The organism is Sphingomonas aurantiaca (genome assembly GCF_003050705.1).
GTDB lineage: Bacteria > Pseudomonadota > Alphaproteobacteria > Sphingomonadales > Sphingomonadaceae > Sphingomonas > Sphingomonas aurantiaca.
The window spans coordinates 713,095-736,590 of record NZ_QAOG01000002.1; the positions used below are offsets into that span (position 1 = coordinate 713,095).

16 protein-coding genes are annotated in these 23,496 nt (G+C 67.5%); 13 read left to right on the forward strand and 3 right to left on the reverse strand.

Features of this window, described 5'->3' with window-relative positions; all coding sequences use genetic code 11:
• The first annotated feature begins 57 nt into the window (after positions 1–57).
• On the forward strand, positions 58–1,521 hold the full coding sequence (gene ahcY, locus C8J26_RS08765) for an adenosylhomocysteinase (protein ID WP_407818125.1): 1,464 nt from the start codon (positions 58–60) through the stop codon (positions 1,519–1,521).
• A 402-nt stretch (positions 1,522–1,923) separates the two neighbouring features.
• Positions 1,924–2,427, forward strand: a complete 504-nt coding sequence (locus tag C8J26_RS08770; RefSeq protein ID WP_107957638.1) for an SRPBCC domain-containing protein — start codon at positions 1,924–1,926, stop codon at positions 2,425–2,427.
• A 41-nt stretch (positions 2,428–2,468) separates the two neighbouring features.
• Here C8J26_RS08770 and C8J26_RS08775 read toward each other — a convergent pair whose 3' ends face one another.
• Positions 2,469–3,143, reverse strand: a complete 675-nt coding sequence (locus tag C8J26_RS08775; RefSeq protein WP_107957530.1) for an acyloxyacyl hydrolase — start codon at positions 3,141–3,143, stop codon at positions 2,469–2,471.
• 181 nt (positions 3,144–3,324) lie between these two features.
• Here C8J26_RS08775 and C8J26_RS21065 point away from each other — a divergent pair, with 181 nt between their 5' ends.
• Positions 3,325–3,447, forward strand: coding sequence for a hypothetical protein (locus C8J26_RS21065; RefSeq protein ID WP_268796170.1), 123 nt, complete (start codon positions 3,325–3,327; stop codon positions 3,445–3,447).
• Positions 3,448–3,660: 213 nt separating this feature from the next.
• Here C8J26_RS21065 and C8J26_RS08780 read toward each other — a convergent pair whose 3' ends face one another.
• Positions 3,661–6,600 carry a TonB-dependent receptor domain-containing protein gene (locus tag C8J26_RS08780; RefSeq protein WP_162237046.1) on the reverse strand — a complete coding sequence of 980 codons (2,940 nt, stop codon included), beginning with the start codon at positions 6,598–6,600 and terminating at the stop codon, positions 3,661–3,663.
• Positions 6,601–6,913: 313 nt separating this feature from the next.
• On the opposite strand from C8J26_RS08780, the gene C8J26_RS08785 reads away from it, so the two are divergent.
• The 7 genes from C8J26_RS08785 (at position 6,914) to trxA (ending at position 18,342) form a co-directional block, all read left to right on the forward strand.
• Positions 6,914–9,289, forward strand: a complete 2,376-nt coding sequence (locus C8J26_RS08785) for a PAS domain-containing sensor histidine kinase (protein ID WP_107957531.1) — start codon at positions 6,914–6,916, stop codon at positions 9,287–9,289.
• 118 nt (positions 9,290–9,407) lie between these two features.
• The gene (gene tsaE / locus C8J26_RS08790; RefSeq protein WP_107957532.1) at positions 9,408–9,857 is read left to right on the forward strand and encodes a tRNA (adenosine(37)-N6)-threonylcarbamoyltransferase complex ATPase subunit type 1 TsaE; all 450 of its coding nucleotides are present in this window, start codon (positions 9,408–9,410) and stop codon (positions 9,855–9,857) included.
• Positions 9,854–10,822 (forward strand): aminoglycoside phosphotransferase family protein, encoded by a 969-nt coding sequence (locus C8J26_RS08795; protein ID WP_208631363.1) that lies wholly within the window; start codon positions 9,854–9,856, stop codon positions 10,820–10,822. The genes tsaE and C8J26_RS08795 overlap by 4 nt, the downstream gene beginning before the upstream one ends.
• Positions 10,819–11,574 carry a nucleotidyltransferase family protein gene (locus tag C8J26_RS08800; protein WP_107957534.1) on the forward strand — a complete coding sequence of 252 codons (756 nt, stop codon included), beginning with the start codon at positions 10,819–10,821 and terminating at the stop codon, positions 11,572–11,574. The genes C8J26_RS08795 and C8J26_RS08800 overlap by 4 nt, the downstream gene beginning before the upstream one ends.
• Entirely contained in the window at positions 11,567–14,527 is a 2,961-nt protein-coding gene (gene addB / locus C8J26_RS08805) for a double-strand break repair protein AddB (RefSeq protein WP_107957535.1), read from the forward strand. The genes C8J26_RS08800 and addB overlap by 8 nt, the downstream gene beginning before the upstream one ends.
• The gene (gene addA / locus C8J26_RS08810) at positions 14,511–17,954 is read left to right on the forward strand and encodes a double-strand break repair helicase AddA (RefSeq protein ID WP_167398798.1); all 3,444 of its coding nucleotides are present in this window, start codon (positions 14,511–14,513) and stop codon (positions 17,952–17,954) included. Before addB ends, addA begins: the two co-directional genes overlap by 17 nt.
• Positions 17,955–18,018: 64 nt before the next feature.
• On the forward strand, positions 18,019–18,342 hold the full coding sequence (gene trxA / locus C8J26_RS08815; protein ID WP_055877560.1) for a thioredoxin TrxA: 324 nt from the start codon (positions 18,019–18,021) through the stop codon (positions 18,340–18,342).
• Positions 18,343–18,447: 105 nt separating this feature from the next.
• Here trxA and argJ read toward each other — a convergent pair whose 3' ends face one another.
• Positions 18,448–19,665 (reverse strand): bifunctional glutamate N-acetyltransferase/amino-acid acetyltransferase ArgJ, encoded by a 1,218-nt coding sequence (gene argJ, locus C8J26_RS08820; protein WP_107957536.1) that lies wholly within the window; start codon positions 19,663–19,665, stop codon positions 18,448–18,450.
• Between the two features lie 46 nt (positions 19,666–19,711).
• Here argJ and C8J26_RS08825 point away from each other — a divergent pair, with 46 nt between their 5' ends.
• The 3 genes from C8J26_RS08825 (at position 19,712) to secA (ending at position 23,478) form a co-directional block, all read left to right on the forward strand.
• On the forward strand, positions 19,712–20,326 hold the full coding sequence (locus C8J26_RS08825) for an energy transducer TonB (protein WP_162237047.1): 615 nt from the start codon (positions 19,712–19,714) through the stop codon (positions 20,324–20,326).
• Between the two features lie 63 nt (positions 20,327–20,389).
• Positions 20,390–20,641, forward strand: coding sequence for a hypothetical protein (locus C8J26_RS08830; protein ID WP_107957537.1), 252 nt, complete (start codon positions 20,390–20,392; stop codon positions 20,639–20,641).
• Between the two features lie 98 nt (positions 20,642–20,739).
• Positions 20,740–23,478: a preprotein translocase subunit SecA gene (secA, locus tag C8J26_RS08835; protein ID WP_107957538.1), complete on the forward strand. Its 2,739-nt coding sequence runs from the start codon at positions 20,740–20,742 to the stop codon at positions 23,476–23,478.
• Positions 23,479–23,496 lie beyond the last annotated feature (18 nt).

The following is a 23,496-nucleotide window of genomic DNA, read 5'->3' on the forward strand; positions in this document are numbered from 1 at the left end:
ATCTTTATATTTGATCTGGCGCCGCCAACCGCCTAAGATGCGGTATCCGGCACGGGCATGAGGCTCGCCGATCAAAGATTATTCCCAGGAGATATCCTCGTGGCCACCACCCTAGCGCCCGCGAAGACGGATTACGTCGTCGCCGACATCAGCCTTGCCGATTTCGGCCGCGCCGAGATCAACATCGCCGAGACCGAGATGCCCGGCCTGATGTCCTTGCGCACCGAATTCGGCGCAGCGCAGCCGCTGAAGGGCGCGCGGATCACCGGTTCGCTGCACATGACGATCCAGACCGCGGTGCTGATCGAGACGCTGACCGCGCTCGGCGCCGACGTCCGCTGGGCGACGTGCAACATCTTCTCGACGCAGGACCATGCCGCTGCCGCGATCGCCGCATCGGGCGTGCCGGTGTTCGCGATCAAGGGCGAGAGCCTCGCGGACTATTGGAACTATGTCGGCGACATCTTCTCGTGGGATCGCGACGTCGAGGGCCAGACCGCCAACATCATCCTCGATGACGGCGGCGACGCGACGATGTTCGCGCTCTGGGGCGCCAAGCTCGAGGCTGGCCACACGATGCCCGAGCCCGAGAACGAGGAAGAGGTCGAGATGCAGCGTGCGCTCAAGGCGTATGTCGCAAAGAACCCCGGCTATCTGACCGAGACCGTCAAGAATCTGAAGGGCGTCTCGGAAGAGACCACCACCGGCGTTCACCGCCTGTACGAGATCGCCAAGAAGGGCGAGCTGCCGTTCCCCGCGATCAACGTCAACGACTCGGTCACCAAGTCGAAGTTCGACAATCTGTACGGCTGCAAGGAATCGCTGGTCGACGCGATCCGCCGCGCGACCGACGTCATGCTCGCGGGCAAGGTCGCCTGCGTCGCCGGTTTCGGTGACGTCGGCAAGGGCTCGGCGCAGTCGCTCCGCAACGGCGGCGCACGCGTGATGGTCACCGAAGTCGATCCGATCTGCGCACTGCAGGCGGCGATGGAGGGCTTTGAAGTCGTGACGATGGAAGAGGCCGTGACCCGCGCCGACATCTTCTGCACCGCGACCGGCAATGCCGACGTCATCACCGCCGATCACATGAAGGCGATGAAGCCGATGTCGATCGTCTGCAACATCGGTCACTTCGACTCGGAGATCCAGATCGCCGCGCTGTCGAACTATGACTGGACCGAAGTGAAGCCGGGCACCGACCTGGTGAAGTTCCCGGACGGCAAGCAGATCATCATCCTGGCGAAGGGTCGCCTGGTGAACCTGGGTTGCGCCACCGGTCACCCATCGTTCGTGATGTCGGCCTCGTTCACCAACCAGACGCTCGCGCAGATCGAGCTCTGGACCAAGGGCGAGAACTACAAGAACGAAGTGTACGTGCTGCCGAAGCACCTCGACGAGAAGGTCGCGATGCTCCACCTCGAGAAGCTCGGCGTGAAGCTGTCGAAGCTCTCCGACAAGCAGGCCGGGTACATCGGCGTGCCGGTCGAAGGCCCGTTCAAGCCGGACCATTACCGCTACTGATCCTCGGGATGCCGTAGGGGTTTCGAAAGCCGCGTCCGCCATCAGGCGGGCGCGGCTTTTTCGTTGCGACTTGTCCGGGGTTCAACCCCGGCGTCCGCGCAAGTCCCGCGCGACGCAAGGGATCCGGCGACCGCCGCGGGATCGGGAAACGTCAGCCGCGTGGGACATGCGGCACCAGTCTTGCCGACACGCTCCCGATGGCGCAGACTGAAACCGACCAGCGCATGCAAGTCCTCGAGCGGACGGTGCTCTTCGCGCTACAGAGCGTCGGACGTGCGGGGGCAGCGAGGCTCGGCGGCCCGGCCGCGGCGCGCAGGCGAGGGGATCGACGCGGACCGAACGCTCTTCGAAGATCAGCTCACAGCATTGGACGATATCAGCGGTTGGATGAAGGACAAGCCGATGGATACGCGCGTTGACCATCCCGGGTCTGGCACGATCGCCGCGACGGTCGAGCGCAGGGGCGACCGGGCGCTCGTCGTCACGCGGCGGTTCAGCGCTGCACCCGCCACGGTGTACAGGGCGTGGAGCGAGCCCACGCTGTTCCGGCGCTGGTGGGTACCGGACTCGATGCCCGGCGTCGCGCTGATGGCGTGTGATCTCGACGTCCGAACCGGCGGCACATACCGCCTGGAATTCGGCGCCGGGGGGACGGACACGATGGTGTTCCACGGCAGATATCTGGACGTGGTGCAAGACGCGCTGATCGTCTGGACCAACGACGAGGGGGAGGAGGGCGCCGTCACCACCGTGATCTTCGAGGATGAAGGCGGGGCGACGCGACTGACGCTGCGCGAGGTCTATCCTTCCGAGGCGGCGCGCGAGGACGCCCTACAGGGCTCGGCCGCCGCATTGCCGGAGCAGCTGGAGCAGCTCGGCGCGCTGTTGCTCAGCATCGGCGAGTAGCCTGGGACTGGCGGACGACCCTACCGATCGCGCTCGGCGCTTCATCGCCCCAGCGTTCGCACGAGTCGAAGGCCGATATTGTCGATGCCGGGATTCCGTTTGGAGAACAGGCCGGCATGGCTGAAATGCTCCCAGCTTGCCTCGACCGCCCAGCGCTCGCTGACGCGGACGCCGATCGAAGCGTTGGGGTTGAACAGCACGGGCGATCCGAACGACGTGCGGCGCGAGGAGATCTGGCGTCTACGATGGACCTCGCTGGCCGTCAGGTCGTGCGCGTACGGATCGGGGGTGAAGCTATAACCGTCATGAACGGCGATCCCGATGCCGGCCTGACCATAGAGCCAGCCATGCAGGGTGTCCTGCCGCCACTCCTGGCCAAAGCTGGCAAAGTTGGTGCGGCCGCCGGTGCTGACCTGGATCTTGGCGGTAAGCCGCGGCTTCAAGAAGAAATTCAGCGGCGGGCTCCGGTATGTGAACTGGACGTCGGCCTTGCAGTTTTCCTTCTTGGCGCCATAGATGCGGCCGATCCTGCGCGTGGGCATGTCGAGCGTCATCCTGCCTGACAGCGGATGGAAGTTGGCGGCATGCTCGAGCACCCCGACGGCAATCTCGGACCCCGCCAAAAAGGCGGGAACGTCCGAATAATCCTGTGCCGTCGCCGAAGTGGAGGCGAGCGCCATCACTGCGCCCAACGCGCCTTTTTTCACTCGGTTCATGTGAGATCCCTTGCCAATTGGCTGGCTTGAAATCTTTATAGGCGCGACGTGGCGCCCAGCTTCGGTCCGGCAAAAAGAATATCATTTTGGATGGAGTTTGCGCTTTCCCGGCGGAGGTGCGCACCGGCCGAGATGGAGTTGAGGCGAACGAAGTCCGAGGTCGAGCGCCAAGCCCCTGGTCATGCTGACAAGCGCCGCCCTGCTCGTCGCGTATCAGGTCACGCCGTTCGACATGCGATCCGCAACGCTGTTGAAGGTCGCGATGATGCGGCCACCGGGCGGCATTGTAGCGGCGACATTTTGAACGGTCCGGAATGGCGCACGGGCATTCACCCAAAGCACAAGTATCCTGCCGGCCGGCGGATGAGCGGTTAGGCTTTGTCAAATTGGCTACGGTAGACGCTAGCGAGCGATCTTCGATCCAAGGCTATCGCACCCCTAGCGCGGCCACCCTAAACGCAAACGGGCGAGGCAGTTGCCTGCCCCGCTCGCCTGATCGTCCGAAGACGGTCGGTTACTAGAACCTCAACTGAGCGCCGACATAGAAGCGGCGGCCGATCGGATCGTAGACGTCCGCTGCGGTCGTGGTGCCGGTGATCGAGCCGTAGAAGACGTTGTCTTCGAGCTTCGGCGGCTTGCGATCGAACAGGTTGGTGACGCCAAAGAACATCTCCATCTGCTTGCTCTCCTCGCCGACGCGCGCACGAACCTGCACGTCGTGATAGAAGCGCGACGCGATCTCGTTATGCGCCGCGATCTCGGGCGAAAGGCCTTCCGAGGTTTCAGCGAACTCGTCACGCGGGGTATCGAGCATCGGGCTGAGATACGTCGTGGTCCAGTTCACGCTGAACGGACCCGTGCGGTAGCTGGCCGTCGCATTGACCTTGTCGCGGAATGCCGCACCGTATTCCAGGTTACCGACGCCGCTGTTGACCGGGGCGGCGGGATCGGACTGCGTCTGATAGCGGAGCGTGTGCGTGTACAGAACGCTGACGTCGAGACGATCGTCCGTCGTCAGGCCGAGTGCACGACCATAACGTGCGTTGACATCGATGCCGCGGGTCTTGGTGTCGGAGATGTTGATGTTCTGCGCATTCACCGTCTTGATGTAGCCGGTGTTGTCGTAGCGGATGACGTTGTTGCAGAACTGCGGCTCGCTGGTCAGCAGGCACTGCTGGATCGACGTCGAGCGGGGGATGATGCCGATCGCGTTGCTCAGCTTGATGTCGAAATAGTCGACCGTCAGGCTGAAGCCTCGGACTTGATCCGGCGCGATCACTGCGCCGAGCGTCAGGGTTTTGCCCTTCTCCTCCTGCAGGTTGCGATTGCCGCCGTCAAAGCCGTTGATGCTCTGAATATCCGCCAGCGTGTACTGGAACGTCCCGCCGTTGCGCACCGCAGCGGCGATAGCCGGGATCTGACGGCAGGCATTGGCATAAGTCCCGGCCGATGCGGCGGTGACGCCGTCGCACGGATCCTGGATGCCGGGCGGGAAGGTCTCCGACGCGGACGAGAACAGTTCGTTGATGTTCGGCGCGCGGTTCGCGATGGCATAGTTGCCGCGGAAACGCAGGCCCTGGACCGGCGAATATTCACCGCCGGCGTTCCAGCTGAACACGGTACCGATCGTCGAGTAGTCCGAATAGCGCGCAGCACCCTGCAGGCTCAGCGAATTAACGAACGGCACGTTCTTCAGGATCGGAATGTCGATCTCGCCGAACAGCTCCTTCACGTTGAACTTGCCGACCGTATCGGGCGTCTGGTTGCCCGAATTCAGACCTGCGTTGGTCAGCGCGTCCCAATTCTCGCTGCTCTTCTCGCGGCGATACTCAGCGCCAAGAGCGACCTGAACATCGCCATAGGGCAGCGTCAGGAGCGAACCGTTGAGGCTGGCGTTGGCGACGAACTGCGTATTCTTGATCTCGACCGAACGTGGCACGTCGGACTGGACATAGTTCGATGCGGCGGCGCTCGCTGTGTTGTACCCGAACAGGTTGATCGGGGCGCAGCCGGCTGCGCGGGCTGTGGCATCGCGGCAGACGATCGTACCTGTGGCGTCCGTGACCGCGTCGAGCGCGTTCGCGTACTTCGTGATGTCGATGTCCTGGCTGCTGGTGCTGTCCTTCAGCTGGCCATAGACGCCCGACACTTCGTAGCGCCATTTGGGGCTAATATCGCCGCGGAAGCCGCCGGCGATGCGGAAGGTGTCGCGATCGTTCGTATTGCTGCGGCTGAACACCTCGTTCTGGCGACGACGGAAGTCGATCGAGGTCACGTCGTTCGATGCGATGCCATCGCTGTTGCGCGCGGTGATCTGCTGGCGGATCGATGCAGGGATGTACGGATTGTCGATCCCGTAGCCGACGCCGGTATCGAGCTGCGAATCGAGTGCGAGCGCCTCGAGCTGCGAGCTGGACTTCGTCTTGGCGTAGGTGCCCTCGAGGAAGGCCGTGACCGAGTCGCTGAACTTGTACTGCGCGGCGCCGGCTGCGAGATAGCGTTCGACCGGCGTCGAGATGCGGCGCACCGAATTGCGGTTGAACCCCGTGCCACCGCCGGCGACGACCGAATTGTCCGGGTTAAACGAGAACAGGTTGCTGGCATAGCCGCCGGCGTTCGTCGACTCGTTGGCGCCGTTCCGGAACTGGAAGCGGCCCTGCGCGGAATAGGAGCTGTACGACTGCGGGCCGCAACCCGCTGCCGAGCAGTCTTCAGCCGAGATACCGCGCTTGCGCGACAGCAGGCCGAGATCCTTCGAATAGGTCCCGTTGACGATGATCGACCCGCGATCGTCCTCGCCGAACTTCGTGCCGCCGGTAATGCTGGCGGTGTAGTTCGGGTTGTCGCCGCGGCTGGTGAGGCCATATTGCGCGCGGGCGATGATGCCTTGCATGTCGGTCTTCGTCACGTAGTTGACGACGCCGGCAATGGCATCGGATCCGTAGATTGCCGACGCGCCGCCGGTGACGACTTCGATCCGCTCGACGAAATCGGCGGGGATGTTGTTGACGTCGACCACCGAGGTTCCTGCGACGCCCGGTACAAAGCGACGGCCGTTGACGAGCACCAGCGTTCGAGAATCGCCGAGGTTGCGCAGGTTGATCGTCGCGATGCCGTTACCCGAGGTCGCGAAGTTGCTGTTCGTGCGGCTGAGGCCGGGAATGCCGACCTGCGGCAGCTTCTGCAGCAGGTCCTGGGTGTTGACGATGCCCTGCGACTGGATCTGCTGGGAATCGACCACCGCGACCGGCGAGGCGGATTCGAGATCGGGACGACGGATGCGCGAGCCGGTCACGACGATCGTGTCATCGGTTGCCGGCGCTTCTGCGGCCGGGGCGACCGTGGCCTGATCCTGTGTCGCGGCGGGGGCCGCAGCAGGAACGTCCTGCGCAGATGCCGGTACGGCGAGTGCGCCAGCAGCGAGAATTGTTGCAGTGAGAAGCAGAGTCCGAGGCAAACGCCATTCCTTCGTCATTAACGCGTACGATGATGCGGCCCCAGACCGTTCCGCGGTTGATTTGGAAAGCGCAATGCGACGAATGGTCACTAATGTTGTCGCTTTCGCCCCATGGTGACACAATTCTGCAACAGGGTGGGGGTAGCCGCCGCCGCGCGTGCACGCCGAGGTATCGTGGCGTGATGTCGATTAGCCCCAGCCTCGGCCAGCCGGGCACCGGCGCCATCATCACCTCCGCGAATGCGCCGCATCCTCTTCCCTATCGGCACGGGGTTGGCCTAGATGGCGGGATGGTCGCGCGCATGCTTGAACGATGATGGTCCTGGGGGCCGGTACGGGTCTGCTGGCGGGTGCACTCCTGCTCGCGTTCGTGGTTGCAGGGGGCGTGCTGGTGTTTCTCGGCTTACGCGCACGCGGGGCTGCGGCGGAGGCGGTCGAGGCCAATGCGCATTTGCGCGCGGTGCTCGACGGGTCGCCGGCGATCGTGACGGTGATCCGCTCGGGCGGGCGGATTGAGATGACGCAGCGGATGGCGGACTGGCTCGGGCTCGATGCGCCGCCGCGGTCGATCGGCGAACTGGCCACCGGTGGGACGGGGCTTTCGCCCGAGGATGCCGCGCGGCTGATCGCCGACATTACCGCGGCGCAGCGGTCGGGGCGGGCGTTCGTGCGCTCGGTGCGACTGGTCGGCTCGACGCGGGCGATTACGTTTCGTGGCGCGCGCGCATCGGGCGAGATGGGTGCGAGCGGGGCTGTGCTGCTCTGGGCGTTCGATGCCACCGACAGCGAGGCGGAGATTGCGCGGCTTGCGGCGGAGACCGAACGGCTGGGGTCCGCCTACGACTCGCTGACCGGGCTGATCGAGGCCGCGCCGATGCCGATGTGGTACCGCGCAACCGATTTGCGGCTGGCGATGGTGAACACCGCCTATGTCGACGCGGTCGAGGGCCGTGACGCCGCCGACGTGGTCGCGCGCGGGCTCGAACTGGTCGAGGGGTCGGGGCGTGGCGGGCCGCTGGCCGGCGCCGCGGTCGCGCGCGAGCAGGGGCGGCCGCACCAGCAGGTCCTGCCTGCGACGATCGACGGCGCGCGCCGGTCGCTGCAGATCTACGACGTGCCGTTGCCGAGCGGCGGCGTTGCCGGGTTCGCGATCGATATCGAAGAGCTCGAGCAGGCGCGGTCGGGCGCCAAGCGGTTTGCCGAGGCGCAGCGCGCGATGCTCGACCGTTTGTCGGCGGGCGTCGCGCAGTTCGGCGGGGACCGGTCGCTGGTCTTCTGCAACCAGCCGTTCCGGCGGATGTTTGCGATGCGGAGCGAATGGCTCGCCGACCGGCCCGAGTTCGACCGGGTGCTGGAGCGTATGCGCGAGGCGAACCGCCTGCCCGAAGTCCGCGACTTTCCGAGCTGGAAGGCGGAGCGGCGCGACTGGTTCATGCAGACCGGCTCGTCGCAGGCCGGCGGGCAGAGCGGCGGCGCGATGGAGGAGAATTGGCACCTGCGCGGCGGCACGCATCTTCGCGTGGTCGCGCAGCCCTTGCCCGATGGCGGCCTGCTGCTGATCTTCGAGGACCGGACCGAGCAGGTCCAGCTCGCCAGCGCGCGCGATACGCTGCTGCGCGTGCGGACCGCGACGTTCGACAATCTGTTCGAGGCGCTCGGCGTGTTCGCGGCGGATGGGCGGTTGCAGTTGTGGAACAACCGGTTCCGGCTGTTGTGGGGGCTGGAGGAGGAGTTCCTAGCGTCGCATCCGCGGGTCGACGCGTTTGCCGAGGCGGCGGGCGGCAAGCTGCTGACGCCCAACCGGTCGGCGCTGATCCCCGATCTGGTGCGCTCGGCGACGGTCGAGCGGCAGCAGCGTGGCGGGCGCGTGGCGTTTGCCGATGGGCGGCATTTCGAATTCGCGGGCGTGCCGCTGCCCGATGGCAACGCGCTGTTCACGATGCTCGACATCACCGACAGCCGGCGTGCGGAGCAGGCGTTGCGCGACCGGGCGAACGCGCTGGAGGCGGCCGACAAGGTCAAGACCGCGTTCGTGGCGAATATGAGCTATGAGTTGCGCACGCCGCTCACCTCGATCAGCGGGTTCGCGGAGATGCTGCACGGCGGCTATGCGGGGGCGATGACGCCGCAGGCCGAGGGCTATGTCGGCGCGATCCTTGAATCGGTCGAGCGGCTCGGACTGCTGGTCGACGACGTGCTCGACCTGACGCGCGCGGAGAGCGACCGCGAGGAGACCGATCGGAGCGACGTCGATCTCGCGACTACCGTCCGCGCGGCGGCGGAGACGATCCTGCCGTCCGCCAAGCGGCGCAAGCTCGACTTCGCGGTCGAGGTGGCGCGGTCGACCGGGCGGGTGAACGGCAATCCGAAGCGGCTGAAGGAGGTCGTCGAGCATCTGCTGCGCCACGCGGTTGCGGCGACGCAGGATGGCGGGCGCGTGCTGCTGCATACCGACGGCAATGCGACCTCGGCGCGGATCGTCGTGTCGGACGACGGGGTCGGGATGGATGCGGAGGCCGTTGCGCACGCGTTCGACCGGTTTGCCGAGTCCAAGCCGATGGGGGATCGGGCGTTGGGGCTGGGCCTGCCGCTCGCCAAGCAGTTCGTCGAGGCGCATGGCGGGACGATCGAGCTGGTGTCGGAGCCGGGGGCGGGCACGCTGATTACCGTAGAATTGCCGCGGCGATGAGCGTGCAACGTCTGCTCCCTCTCCCCTGCGGGGAGAGGGTCGGGGTGAGGGGCTGCCACGCAGTGCTGCGCCCGGAACGGCCCCTCACCCAACCCTCTCCCCGAGGGGGAGAGGGCTCATGCGCGTGATCCTGCTACCCGATCCACAAGCTACCGAGGCGTTCGGCGCTCTGCTGGCCGAGCGAGTTCGTCCCGGCGACGTCATCACGCTCCAGGGCACACTCGGTGCGGGGAAGACCAGTGTCGCGCGGGGACTGCTTGCGGCACTTGGGCTCGTTGGCGAGGCGCCGTCGCCCAGTTTTGCGATCGTCCAGCCTTACGAGCCGCCTGAGGTTCGCTTTCCCGTCATGCACGTCGACCTCTACCGGATTGATGACCCCGCCGAGATAGAGGAACTCGCGCTCGACGACGCACGCTATGATTCGCTGCTGCTGGTCGAATGGCCCGAGCGCGCGGGGCCGGACTATTGGCCCGATGCGCTTCGACTGAGCCTGACGATCGAGCCGGATGGCACGCGCGGCTTGACTATCGGCGTGCCGGAAGCTTGGAGGTCGCGATGGCCGACATGACCCCGCCGCCCGGCGCCGCCGCTTTTCTCGACGCTCATGGCTGGGGAGGGGCGAACATCCTTCCGGTCGCGGGCGATGCGTCGTTCCGGCGCTATTTTCGCGCGGTTGATGGAGAGCGGCAGGCGATCCTGATGGACGCGCCGCCGCCGCATGAGGACCCGCGGCCGTTCATTGCGGTGGCCGAATGGCTCGTCGAGCGCGACTTCGCGGCGCCGGCGATCCTGGCGTGCGATCTCGACCAGGGGCTCGTGCTGATCGAGGATTTCGGCGACGATCGGTTGCGCGAGGCGGTCGACGCAGCGCCCGATCAGGAGCTGTCGCTATACGCGCCGGCGATCGACCTGCTGGTGCGGTTGCGCGCGGAGCCGGCTGGACCCGTCCCCCCTTATGATCGCGCGGTGCTGCGGCGCGAGGCGGGGCTGTTCGTCGAATGGTATTGCCCGGCGGTCGGGATCGCGCCCGATCTCGCCGGCTGGGACGCGGCGTGGGAGGCGGTGTTCGACCATGCGATCGCCGAAACGCCGGTCACCGTGCTGCGCGATTATCATGCCGAAAATCTGATGCTCGTCGGGCCGGAGCGGTCGCTGGGGTTGCTCGATTTCCAGGACGCGCTCGCAGGGCATCCGGCTTACGATCTCGTGTCGCTGTTGCAGGATGCGCGGCGGACCGTCGATCCGACGGTCGAGGCGGCGATGCTGGAGCGGTATCGCGCGGCCACTGACGCCGACGCGGCGTTCATGGATGCGTATCACGTGCTCGGTGCGCAGCGGAATGCCAAGATCCTCGGCATCTTCACGCGGCTGTGGCAGCGCGATGGCAAGCCGCATTACCCGACGATGTGCCCGCGCGTCTGGGCGTATCTGGAGCGCGACCTCGCACAGCCGGTGATGGCGCCGGTCGCGGCCTGGTTCGCGGCCAACATACCGCCCGCGTTGCGCGGCGATCCGCTGGTGCTGTCGGCATGAGCCGCCAGCAGACGATCCGCCCCGTCCCGCGTGGTACCGTACCCGAGACGGCGATGGTGATGGCGGCGGGCCTCGGCAAGCGGATGCGGCCGCTGACCGCGACGCGGCCCAAGCCTTTGGTCAAGGTGGCAGGCAAGCCGCTGATCGATCACGTCTTCGCGCGATTGCAAGCGGCCGGCATCAAGCGCGCGGTCGTCAACGTGCATTACCTCGCGGACACGCTGGAGGCGCATGTCACCGACCGGTTCGACGGGATCGACGTCGTGATCTCCGACGAGCGCAAGATGCTGATGGAGACGGGCGGCGGGCTCGTCCAGGCGCGCGGCCTGCTCGGCGACGCGCCGGTGCTGGTGGTCAACAGCGACAATCTGTGGATCGACGGACCGGTCGATGCGATCAAGCTGCTCGCGTCGCGCTGGGACGATGCCAAGATGGATGCGCTGCTGCTGATGGTGCCGCTTGCGCGCGCGCATAATCACCGCGGGCCGGGCGATTTCTATCTCGCCGCCGATGGGCGGATCAGCGGGCGGCGCAAGTCCGGCCGGCTCGCGCCGTTCGCCTATACCGGCATCCAGATCCTCCACCCGCGGCTGATCGCCGACTGGCCTGAGGGGCCGTTCTCGACCAACCTGTTCTGGGACCGCGCGATCGCGGCGGGCCGCGCTTATGGGCAGGTCCATCAGGGCCTGTGGTTCGATGTCGGGACGCCCGCCGCGATTCCGCGGACCGAGGCGATCCTCGCGGATGGCTGATAGCGCCACGGCGGGTCGTCCGACGCTGTACACGATCCCCGCGCACCGGGCGTTTGCCGATGCGCTGGTCGCCGGGCTGATGCGGCAGGCGGGGCGCGATCCGCTGGCACTGGCGCGCGCGCTGGTCGTGCTGCCGAACAACCGCGCGGTGAAGGCGGTGACCGAGGCGTTCGTGCGTGCGAGCGGCGGCGGGCTCGTTCTGCCGCGGCTGGTCGCGCTGGGCGATCCGGAGATGGGCGAGGCGGTCGGCGCCGCGCTCGATCCCGCCGACGACATCGATCCGCCGCTGCCCGCGGTGCCGCCCTATCAGCGCCGCATGATCCTCGTGCGGCTGGTGTCCGAAGAGCGGGCCCGCGAAGGGCATCCGGTCGATGCCGCGGAGGCGGTGCGGCTGGCGGGGGAGCTCGCGCGGACGCTCGACCAGCTGCTGGTCGAGGAGGTGCCGCCGACCAGGTTGCGCGATATCGAGCTGGGCCCCGAACTGACCGAGCATTGGCGTCGCGCGCTGGCGACGTTCGAGATCGTGCTGCAGCGCTGGCCGGGCGAACTCGCGCGGCTCGAGCGGATCGATGCGGCGACGCGGCGCTCGGCACTGCTCGACCGGCTTGCGCAGCGTTGGCGGAGCGCGCCGCCCGCCGGGATCGTGTGTGCGGCGGGCGTGACCGATTCTGCACCGGCGGTCGCACGGCTGCTCCGCTGCATCGCCGACATGCCGCACGGGATGGTGGTGTTCGCCGGTCTCGATCTGGCGCTGCCCGACGAGGAATGGGACGCGCTCGGCCCGCATGATCCGCACCCCGTGACCGGGCTCACGCGGCGCTCGATCGAGACGCATCCGCAGTTCGATGCCAAGCTGATGCTCCTGCGCATGGGCGTCGCGCGCGGCGAGGTGCAGACGTGGCGCGAGGGCGGCGGGCACGACGCCGATGCCGCGCGCGGCCGGGCGATCGCCAACGCGCTGGCGCCTGCGGATTTCACGGGCAAGTGGACGCAGATCGCGGCGGAGGATCGCCGCCTGAAGGGGGTCACGGCCGCCGAACTCGCAACGCCGGCGGAGGAGGCTCAGGCGATTGCGCTCGTGTTGCGCGAGGCGTTGGAAGTGCCGGAGCGGACCGCGGCGCTCGTCACGCCGGATCGTGCGCTGGCGCGACGAGTAGCGGCGCATCTCGGGCGTTGGGGCATCGGCATCGACGACAGCGCGGGGCGACCTCTGTCGATCCTGCCACCGGGGACGCTGTTGCTAGCGCTCGCGGAGGCGGCGGCGCAGCGCTTCTCGCCGCTCGCGTTGCTGGCGCTGCTCAAGCATCCGCTGGTGCGCAGCGGTGAGGATCGGTTGCTATGGCTCGACGGCGCGCGCGCGCTCGACCGACGGTTGCGCGGGCCGCGGCCTGCGGCGGGGCTCGACGGGATCGCCGGGCATCTGGAGGAGCGCAAGGGCACCGCGGCGACGTGGTGGGGCGACGTACAGCCGCTGCTGACGCCACTGGCCGGCGCGTTCGATCAGGGACCGCAGCCCTTGGCCTCGGTGCTCGCCTGCCTGCGCGAGACGGCGCAGAGCCTGTGCGGCGACAATCTCTGGTCAGGGCTCGCGGGCCGTGCCGCGGCGGAGTTCCTCGCCGATCTCGAAGCCGAAGCGCCCGCCGGACCGCCGCGGGTCGATCCGCGCGAGGTGCCGCAATTGCTGCGGACGCTGCTCGACGAGGTCGCGGTGCGGCCGGCGCCGGGCGGGCATCCGCGGCTGGCGATCTATGGCCTGATCGAGGCGCGGTTGCAGACCGCGGACGTGATGGTGCTGGGCGGGCTGAACGAAGGCGTCTGGCCGGGGCGGCCTGCGCCCGATCCGTGGCTCGCGCCGCGCATCCGCATGGAGCTCGGCCTGCCGGGTCTGGAGCGGCGTGTCGGCACCGCGGCACATGATTTCGCGCAGGCGTTGGGCGCCCCCCGCGCGGTCGTGACGCGCGCGCGGCGCGATGCGAAGTCGCCGGCGCTGGCGTCGCGGCTCTGGCTTCGGTTGCAGGCGCTGGCGGGCGATCGGTTCGAGCGCGCGTCGGCGCTGGAGGGCTGGACGCGCGCGCTCGACGATCCGGGCGAGCATCGGCCCGCCGATCGTCCCGCGCCGTCGCCGCCCGCGCTGCTGCGGCCCAGGGCGATTTCCGTCACCGAGGTCGATCGCCTGAAGGCCGACCCCTACGCCTTTTACGCGCGGCGCGTGCTCGGGCTGATGCCGCTCGATCCGGTCGATGCCGATCCGAGCGCGGCGTGGCGCGGGACCGCGGTGCACGATATTCTCGAACAATGGTGGAAGCAGGACGGCTGCACCGTCGACACGCTGCGGCTGCGCGCCAAGGCGATGCTCGACGACGAGCGGACGCACCCGATGATGCGTGCGCTGTGGCAGCCGCGGCTGCTCGAGGCGATCGACTGGATCGCGGGGGCGATCGTGGCGCAGGGCGAGGATGGCCGCAGCGTCGCCAGCGCCGAGGGCAAGGGCAAGATCGAGATCGCCGGTGTGACCCTGTCCGGGCGCTACGACCGGATCGACCGGCTCGCCGATGGTCGCCTGGCGGTGATCGACTACAAGACCGGCAAGCCGCCATCGCCGACCGCGGTGCGCGCCGGCTACAGCCTCCAGCTCGGGCTACTCGGGCTGATCGCCGAGCGCGGCGGGTTCGCCGACGTCTCGGGCACCGCGGGCGCGTTCGAATATTGGTCGCTCGGCAAGAAGCGCGATGCGTTCGGCTATATCGAGAGCCCGGTCGATCCCGAGGGCAAGCGCGACAAGATCCCGACCGCCGAGTTCACGGCGATCGCCGCGCACAACTTCACCGAAGTGGTCGGCGAATGGCTCACGGGCAGCGCGGCGTTCACCGCCAAGCTCGTGCCCGAATATGCCCCCTATGCCGAGTATGACCAACTGATGCGACGCGACGAATGGTATGGCCGTGAGCGGTGATACGCTCGCCACGCTGCCCCGCCTGAGAGGTGCGCAGGCCAATGCGAGCGACCCGTCGTCGCACGTCTGGCTGTCGGCGTCGGCGGGCACCGGCAAGACGCAGGTGCTGGCGGCGCGCGTGTTCCGGCTGCTGCTGCGCGGCGTCGATCCGGGTGCGATCCTGTGCCTGACCTTCACCAAGGCGGGCGCGGCGGAGATGGCGCAGCGGATCAACGGGCGGCTCGCCGCGTGGGTGCGGATGCCCGCGCCGGCGCTGGCGGCCGATCTGATCGCGCTCGGCGAGAGTCCGGTCCAGGCGTTGCAGGATCGGGCGCGCACGTTGTTCGCCAAGGTGCTCGACGCGCCGGGCGGGGGCTTGCGCATCCAGACGATCCACGGCTTCTGCCAGGGGTTGCTCGCCGCGTTCCCGGTCGAGGCCGGGCTGACGCCGGGGTTCCGGCCGCTCGAGGCGCGCGAAGAGGCGGGTCTCGCGCGCGAGGCGCTGGCGAGCCTGTTGTCGGATGCCGAGCGCGAGGGGCGCGAGCGTCCGGTCGAGATCGTCGGGCGGCTGAGCCTGCGGATGGGCGAGGGCGGGGCGGAGGCGTTCCTGCTGGCGTGCGCGCGCGCGTTGCCCGCGCTGGAGGCGCTGCCGGTCGGGATCCAGCCGTGGCTGCGCCGCGAACTCGGCCTGCCGTCGGGCGATATCGACGAGGCGATCGCGGAGTGGTGCGATGCGCTGGATCTGAACGCGATCGAGCGGATCGCGGCGGCCAATCGTGCCTGGGGGACGGCCACGGGGCTCGCGGCGGCGGCGACCGTGCAGCGTTGGCTCGGCTCCGAGGATCGCGCGGCGACCCTGTCCGAGCTCGCTGGCGTCGTGCTGACCGGCAAGGGCGAGCTGCGCAAAGCATCGAAGAAGCTGATCGATGCCGATCCCGATTACGAAGTGCTCGCGCGCGATCTGGGCGAGGCGTGCACCGACGTGCTGTCGATGGTGCAGCGCGCGACCTATTGCGATCTGCTCGGCGACGGGCTCGAGGTCGGGCGCGATTATGCGCGCGGCTATGCGCAGGCCAAGCGACGCGCAGGCGCGGTCGATTTCGACGACCTGATCGCGACGACGGTGGCGTTGCTCGACCAGCCGGGGATCGGCGAATGGGTGCGCTACAAGCTCGACCAGGCGACCGAGCATCTGCTGATCGACGAGGCGCAGGACACCAACGGGCATCAGTGGCGGATCGTGCGCGCGCTGGCGGACGAGTTCTTCGTCGGCCGCGGCATCTACGCGCCGTCGACGCGGACGCTGTTCACGGTCGGCGATTACAAGCAGGCGATCTTCGGCTTCCAGGGCACCGACCCGCTCAATTTCCAGGCGGCCGAACAGTATTTCGGCGGGCGGGCGACCGAGGCGCTGGGCGACGACGACTGGCCCGAGGAGGAGCGCGGGCTGCCGCTCGCGCGGTTGTCGCTGCGGCATTCGTTCCGCTCGACGCGGACCGTGCTGGAGTTCGTCGATGCAGCGATCGACGCGATCGGCGAGCCGGGCCTCGGCATCGCGGGCGCGGTCGAGCGTCATGCCAGCGAAGTGGCCGGGCCGGGGACGGTGACGCTGTGGCCACCGGTCTCGGCGGGCGGCAGCGAGGACGACGAGGAAGGCTGGGTCGACGACGCGGTGCGCAAGCTCGCCAGCGACATCGCGCGCGCGGTGAAGCGCTGGCTCGCGCCCGACACGGGGCTGATGCTCGAGAGCAAGGGGCGCAGGCTGCGGCCCGAGGACGTGATGATCCTCGTCAAGCGGCGCGGCGACCTCGCCTCGCTGATCGTCGCGCGGCTTTATGCCGAGGGCGTGCCGGTGGCGGGGGTCGACCGGCTGCGGCTGAACGCGCCGCTGGCGGTGCAGGATCTGCTCGCGACGATCCGCTTCGTGTTGCAGCCCGAGGACGATCTGAGCGTCGCGGCGTTGCTCGTGTCGCCGTTGATCGGGTGGACGCAGGACGAGCTGATGGCGGCGGCGCCGCGCGAGGCGGGGCCGCTCTGGCGGCATCTGCAACGCACGCAGTCGCCTGCGCGGCTCGCGCCGTTGCTCGCGATGCTCGCGCGCGCGGACATCGCCACGCCGTATCAGTTTCTCGAGGAGCTTTTGTCGGGCCCGCTCGACGGACGGCGGAAACTGATCCGGCGGCTGGGGACCGAGGCGCGCGATCCGATCGAGGAGCTGCTCAACGCCGCGCTGACGTTCGAAAGCACGACGACGCCATCGTTGCAGCGCTTCCTCGACTGGTTCGATCGCGGCGATGTCGAGATCGTCCGCGATCCGTCCGCGCCGCTCGATGCGGTGCGGGTGATGACCGCGCATGGTGCGAAGGGGTTGCAGGCGCCGTTGGTGATCCTGGCGGATGCGACCGCGGACCCGTCGGCGGCGCCGCGATCGATCCTGAAATGGGCGCCCGAGCCGGGGGCCGCGCCGATCCCGGTGTTCCGCCCGCGATCGAACGAGCGCGGCGGGCCACTGGATGCGGTCGTGTCCGCGGCCGAGCAGCGCGAACTCGAGGAGCATTGGCGGCTGTTCTACGTCGCGGCGACGCGCGCGGAGGAACGGCTGGTGATCGCGGGGGCGCTCGGCACGCGCGCGAAAGGCGTACCGCCGGAGAATAGCTGGTACGCGGCGGCCGATCGTGCGCTGACCGCGCTTGCGGTGCCGCCCTCCGAGGAGGGCAGCGGCGAGGAACGGCGTTTCGTCGGGGTCGATCCGCAGCCCGCGGTGAGCGCCAAGGCATCGGCATTGGCCGAACGTCCGGCGGATGCGCATCTCCCGGCGTGGGCGCACGAACCCGCGCCGCTCGAGGCGCGTCCGCCGCGCCCCTTGTCGCCGTCCGCGCTGGGCGATGACGCCGTGTCCGATCCGCCGCCGACGCCCGCGATGCGAGTCGCGGCGGAGCGGGGCCAGCTGATCCATGCGTTGTTCGAGCGGCTGCCCGCGGTGGCTGCCGCCGATCGTGTCGCCGCGGCCGATCGCTGGCTGGCAAAGGCGGGTGGCGTCGACGACGCGGCGGCGCGTGCGGACATCGTGCGCAGCGTCGTCGCGGTGCTCGACGATCCGCGCTTCGCCGATCTGTTCGGCGCGGATACGCTCGCCGAGGCGCCGATCGCGGCGACCTTGCCGAATGGTATCGTCGTGTCGGGCACGGTCGATCGCCTGCTGATCGAGGCCGACCGGATCCGGGTCGTCGACTTCAAGACCGGGCGGCGCGCGCCGGGTGGGCTGGACGACGTCCCCGATTATCATCTGAAACAGATGGCGGCCTATGCCGAGGCGCTGGGCGTGATCTTTCCGGGACGATCGGTCGAGGCGGCGTTGCTCTACACCGCGGGGCCGCGGCTGATCGTGCTCAGCGATGCGACGCTGGCCGCGAACAAGCCGCACTATCGGCCCGCGGAGCAAAGCTAGCGTCTCGGTGGTTGAGCGAACACACGCGCGACCCTAGATTGCGTTCAACGAAGGAGAATCCACGATGGCGACCAAGCAGATTACCGATGCCAGCTTCGATGCAGACGTCCTGAACGCGGACGGGCCCGTGCTCGTCGATTTCTGGGCGGAATGGTGCGGCCCGTGCAAGATGATCGGACCCTCGCTCGAGGAAATCTCGGAAGAACTGGGCGAGAAGGTGACGATCGCCAAGCTCAACATCGACGAGAACCCCGACGCGCCGGGCAAGTACGGCGTCCGTGGTATCCCGACGATGATCCTGTTCAAGGGCGGCGCACCGGCAGCGACCAAGGTTGGCGCCGAGCCCAAGGGCCGGTTGAAGGCCTGGCTCGAGGGTGAGCTCGCCTGAACTAGCGCCTTCCGTCATCCCAGCGAAAGCTGGGACCTCCCGGTTCGGGCCGCACCCTAGCCAACCGGGATACCCCAGCTTTCGCTGGGGTGACGGACGAGGGTTTCAGCTGCGATAGTCTGCGTTGATCGAGATATAGCCATGCGTCAGGTCGCAGGTCCACACGGTGGCCCGGCCGTCGCCGAGCGCAAGATCGACGCCGATTTCGACCTCCTGGCCCTTCAGATGCGCCGCAACCGGCGCTTCGTCATAGCCGCTCAGCGCCAGGCCACCTTCCGCGACCTGCGTATTCCCGAACCGGATCGATAGCGTATCCCGATCGGCGGGCTCGCCGGCCTTGCCGACCGCCATGACGACGCGCCCCCAGTTCGCGTCCTCGCCCGCGATCGCGGTCTTTACCAGCGGTGAATTGGCGATGCTCATCGCGATGCGGTGTGCGCTGCGGTCGCTCTCGGCGCCAGTCACCTGGATCTCGATCAGCTTCTGCGCGCCCTCGCCGTCGCGGACGACGAGCATCGCGAGCTGATGGCAGAGGTCCGCCAGCGCCGCGCGGAACGCCTCGGCGCCGACGCTGTCATCGTCCGCTAGCACCGCATTACCCGCCTTGCCGGTCGCGAACGCCAGCACCGTGTCGCTGGTCGAAGTATCGCTGTCGACGGTGATGCACGAGAAGCTTGGCGCGTTCGCCTTCGACAGCGCGGCTTGGAGGAACTCGGGCTCGACCGCGGCGTCGGTGAAGATGAAGCCGAGCATCGTCGCCATGTCCGGCGCGATCATCCCCGAACCCTTGATGATGCCGACCAGCGTCACCGTGCGTTCGCCGATCACCGCGGTCGTCACCGCGCCCTTCGTGAAGGTGTCGGTCGTCATGATAGTCGCGGCCGCATCCTCCCAGCCGCAGGGTTCGGCGGCGAACGCGGCATCCAGCCCGGCTTCGGCCTTGTCGATCGGCAGCGGGACGCCGATCACGCCGGTCGAGGACACGAACACGTCCGAAGGCTGGCATCCTACATGCGCCGCGGTCCGCGCCGCGATCGCCTCGACCGCCGCCCGGCCACGCGACCCGGTGAACGCGTTCGAATTGCCCGCATTCACCACCAGCGCGCGCGCCTGCCCGAGCGTCAGCGCCGCGCGGCACCATTCCACCTCGGGCGACGGACATTTGCTCGTCGTCAGCACGCCCGCGACGACGGTGCCCGGATCGAGCGTCACGAAGGTCAGGTCGCACCGATCCCACGCCTTGTACCGCGCGCGGGCCACATATGCGGTCACCCCAGCAATGGCGGGTGCTGACGGGAAGGGGAGCGCGAGCGGTGATGACATGCAGGATCGCCTAGGTTACTTCTGGGTCGGGCAGCGGGGTAGCAACATGACATTGACAGGCAAGCGATTGGTTGGGGCAGCTTTCGCAATTTGCTCGGTAACCACTGCAACCGCGGCGCAGCGGCCGATGATGCCGGTTCCGATCGGCAACCCGGGTACGTGGATAACGGCTGATGATTATCCGCCTGAGGCCGTTCGAGCCAATCGATCTGGACGGGTCGTCGCAGACGTCGACGTCGGCTCCGACGGAAAAGTCATATCGTGCAAAGTCAGCGAGTCGAGTGGCACCACCAGCCTCGATCTCAAGACGTGCGAGATCGTCATGGAACGCGGACGGTTCAACCCCGCGACGGACATGAAAGGCCGACCGACCGCTGGCACCTATCATATGCCTGTCAGCTGGCTGGTTCCTGACTCCGCGCCGCCGATCGACCTGACGTCGGGCAAGTTCGAACAGGTGACGGAATTCGAAAGCGTTATCGGGACGGATGGCAATATCGTGAGCTGCCGCGTCATCACGAAATCCGATGCGGCGCAGCCGGACCCCTGCATGAAGCTTGTTCCAGGATCGCCGACGTACAGCAATTATGTCCGTAATGGCCAGCCATCTCGGACCATTGTACATTACCGCTACTCGGCCGTTGCCAAGCCCGCCGACTGAGCGGCTTTAAGTCGATCTACAGGATGGACGTCTCAACAGCATTGCCATAATGGATCGGGACGCATGAACCTGCTGCTTCTCCTTTCCGCCCTCTTGTCCGCGCTCACCGGCGCGGTACCGGGCGTGCGTGGGCAGTCGGCGCAGGCGGTGGCGCAGGGCAGCATCTGCGCGCAGGCGGCCGTGGTCGCGGTGGCGAAGGTCGCGGTGCGGCCGGTTGCGGCGCTCGCCTCGCTGGCGGAAATTGCCGTGTCGGCGTCCTTGCGCGCCATCGACCTCGGCAACACCCCGATCTGGGCGGACCGTCGGCGCGAATAGCGTCGGGCGTGTGATCCCTTGGCCTGCGGGCCGCTCCCTATTCTTCCGCGTGCGGGCGCAAAGCGTGCCGCCGCGTCTCATATCCAGGAATTCTGCCCATGTTCGGTGGCCTCGCCAAATCGCTGTTCGGTTCGTCCAACGACCGGTACGTCAAGTCGCTCAACCCGATCCTCGCCAAGATCGCCTCGTTCGAGCCGTCGCTTCAGGCGATGTCGGACGACGAACTCTCGGGCCAGACCGTCAAGTTCCGCGCGCGTCTCGCCGAGGGCGAGAAGCTCGACGACCTTCTCCCGGAGGCGTTCGCGACCGTCCGTGAAGCCGCCAAGCGCGTGCTCGGCCAGCGCCATTACGACGTGCAGATGGTCGGCGGCATCGTCCTCCACCGCGGCGAGATCGCCGAGATGCGCACCGGCGAGGGCAAGACGCTCGTCGCCACGCTCGCGACCTATCTCAACGCGCTGCCCGGCGACGGCGTCCACGTCGTCACCGTCAACGATTACCTCGCGGCACGCGATGCCGAGTGGATGGGGCAGGTCTATACCTTCCTCGGCATGACAATCGGCGTGATCATCCCGAACCTGTCCGACGAGGAACGCCGCGCCGCCTACGCCGCGGACATTACCTACGGGACGAACAACGAGTTTGGGTTCGACTATCTCCGCGACAACATGAAGTATGAGCGCAGCGCGATGACGCAGCGCCCGTTCAACTTCGCGGTGGTCGACGAGGTCGATTCGGTGCTGATCGACGAGGCGCGCACGCCGCTGATCATCTCGGGGCCGACCGACGACAAGTCCGAGCTGTACATGCAGGTCGACGCGGTCGTGAAGCAGCTCGATCCCGCCGATTACGACAAGGACGAGAAGCAGAAGACGATCATCCTCACCGAGGACGGCACCGAGAAGGTCGAGCGGATGCTCGAGGCGGCGGGGCTGCTCGAGGGGCAGAACCTGTACGACTTCGAGAACACGCAGGTCGTCCATCACCTCAACCAGGCGCTGCGCGCGATCGTGATGTTCAAGTCGGACATCGACTACATCGTCAAGGACGGCAAGGTCATCATCATCGACGAGTTCACCGGCCGCATGATGGACGGCCGGCGCTGGTCGGACGGCCTGCACCAGGCGGTCGAGGCGAAGGAGGGCGTCCAGATCGAGCCCGAGAACCAGACGATGGCCTCGATCACCTTCCAGAACTATTTCCGCATGTACCCCAAGATCGGCGGCATGACCGGCACGGCCGCGACCGAGGCGGCCGAATTCTACGACATCTACAAGATCAACGTCGTCAGCATCCCGACCAACGTCACGGTCAAGCGCGTTGACGAGGAAGACGAGTTCTACAAGGACACCAAGGACAAGTTCGCGGCGATCGCCAAGAAGATCAAGCATCACGCCGATCTCGGCCAGCCGGTGCTGGTCGGCACGGTGTCGATCGAGAAGTCCGAGCTGCTGAGCGAGTTCCTGGTTGGCGAACAGGTCGAGCACAAGGTGCTGAACGCGCGCTTCCACGAGATGGAGGCGCACATCGTCGCGCAGGCCGGGCGCAAGTCCGCGGTGACGATCGCGACCAACATGGCGGGCCGCGGCACCGACATCAAACTCGGCGGCAACCTCGAATTCCGCATGCTCGACGAGCATCCCGACCTCGTCGAGGGCACGCCCGAATATGCCGCCGAGGCAGCGCGGATCGAGGTCGAGATCGAGGCCGAGAAGCAGGCGGTGCTCGCCGCGGGCGGCCTGTTCGTGCTCGGCACCGAGCGGCACGAGAGCCGGCGCATCGACAACCAGCTGCGCGGGCGCTCGGGGCGTCAGGGCGATCCGGGGCTGTCGCGCTTCTATCTCAGCCTCGACGACGATCTGCTGCGGATCTTCGGGCCGGACACGCTGTTCGCCAAGATGATGCGCAACAATATCGAGGACGGCGAGGCGATCGGCAGCAAGTGGCTGAGCAAGGCGATCGAGACCGCGCAGAAGAAGGTCGAGGCGCGCAACTACGACATCCGCAAGCAGGTCGTCGAATATGATGACGTGATGAACGAGCAGCGCAAGGTCATCTACGAGCAGCGCGCGGACATCATGGACGCCGAGACGGTCGGCGACGTGGTCACCGACATGCGCGCGGAAACGGTCAACGTGATCATCGGCGACGCGTGCCCGCCCAACTCCTATCCCGAGCAGTGGGACGTGGCGGGGATGAAGACGCGGCTTGCCGAGGTGATGAACCTCGAGCCGCCGATCGATGCGTGGCTGCTCGAGGAATCGGTCGACCCCGAGGTGATCGAGGAGCGGGTCCGCGCGATGGCGGACGAGGCGATCGCGACCAAGGCCGCGGATCTGGATGCGGAGACGTGGACATCGGTCGAGAAGTCGATCCTGCTGCAGAATCTCGACCATCACTGGAAGGAGCATCTGGCGACGCTCGACGCGCTGCGCCAGGTCGTCCATCTGCGTGCCTACGCGCAGAAGACGCCGATCAACGAGTATAAGCAGGAGGCGTTCTCGCTGTTCCAGCGGATGCTCGAGACGATCCGCGAGGACGTGACCAAGACGATCGCGCATGCGCAGTTCCAGATGCAGGCGCCGGTCGGTCTTCCCGAACTGCCCGACTTCATCACGACGCATTTCGACCCGTTCACGGGCGAGGACAATTCGAACGACTTCGATGCGGGCACGCGCGGCCACATCACGTCGACGATGCCGCCGCTCCAGATCCCGCAGCCGCAGGAGGCCGATATCGGCGAGGATCCGGCGAACTGGGAAGGCGTGGTCAGCCGCAACGCGCCATGCCCGTGCGGATCGGGCCGCAAGTACAAGCAGTGCCACGGCGCGGTGTGATCGGTTGAACCCGGCCTG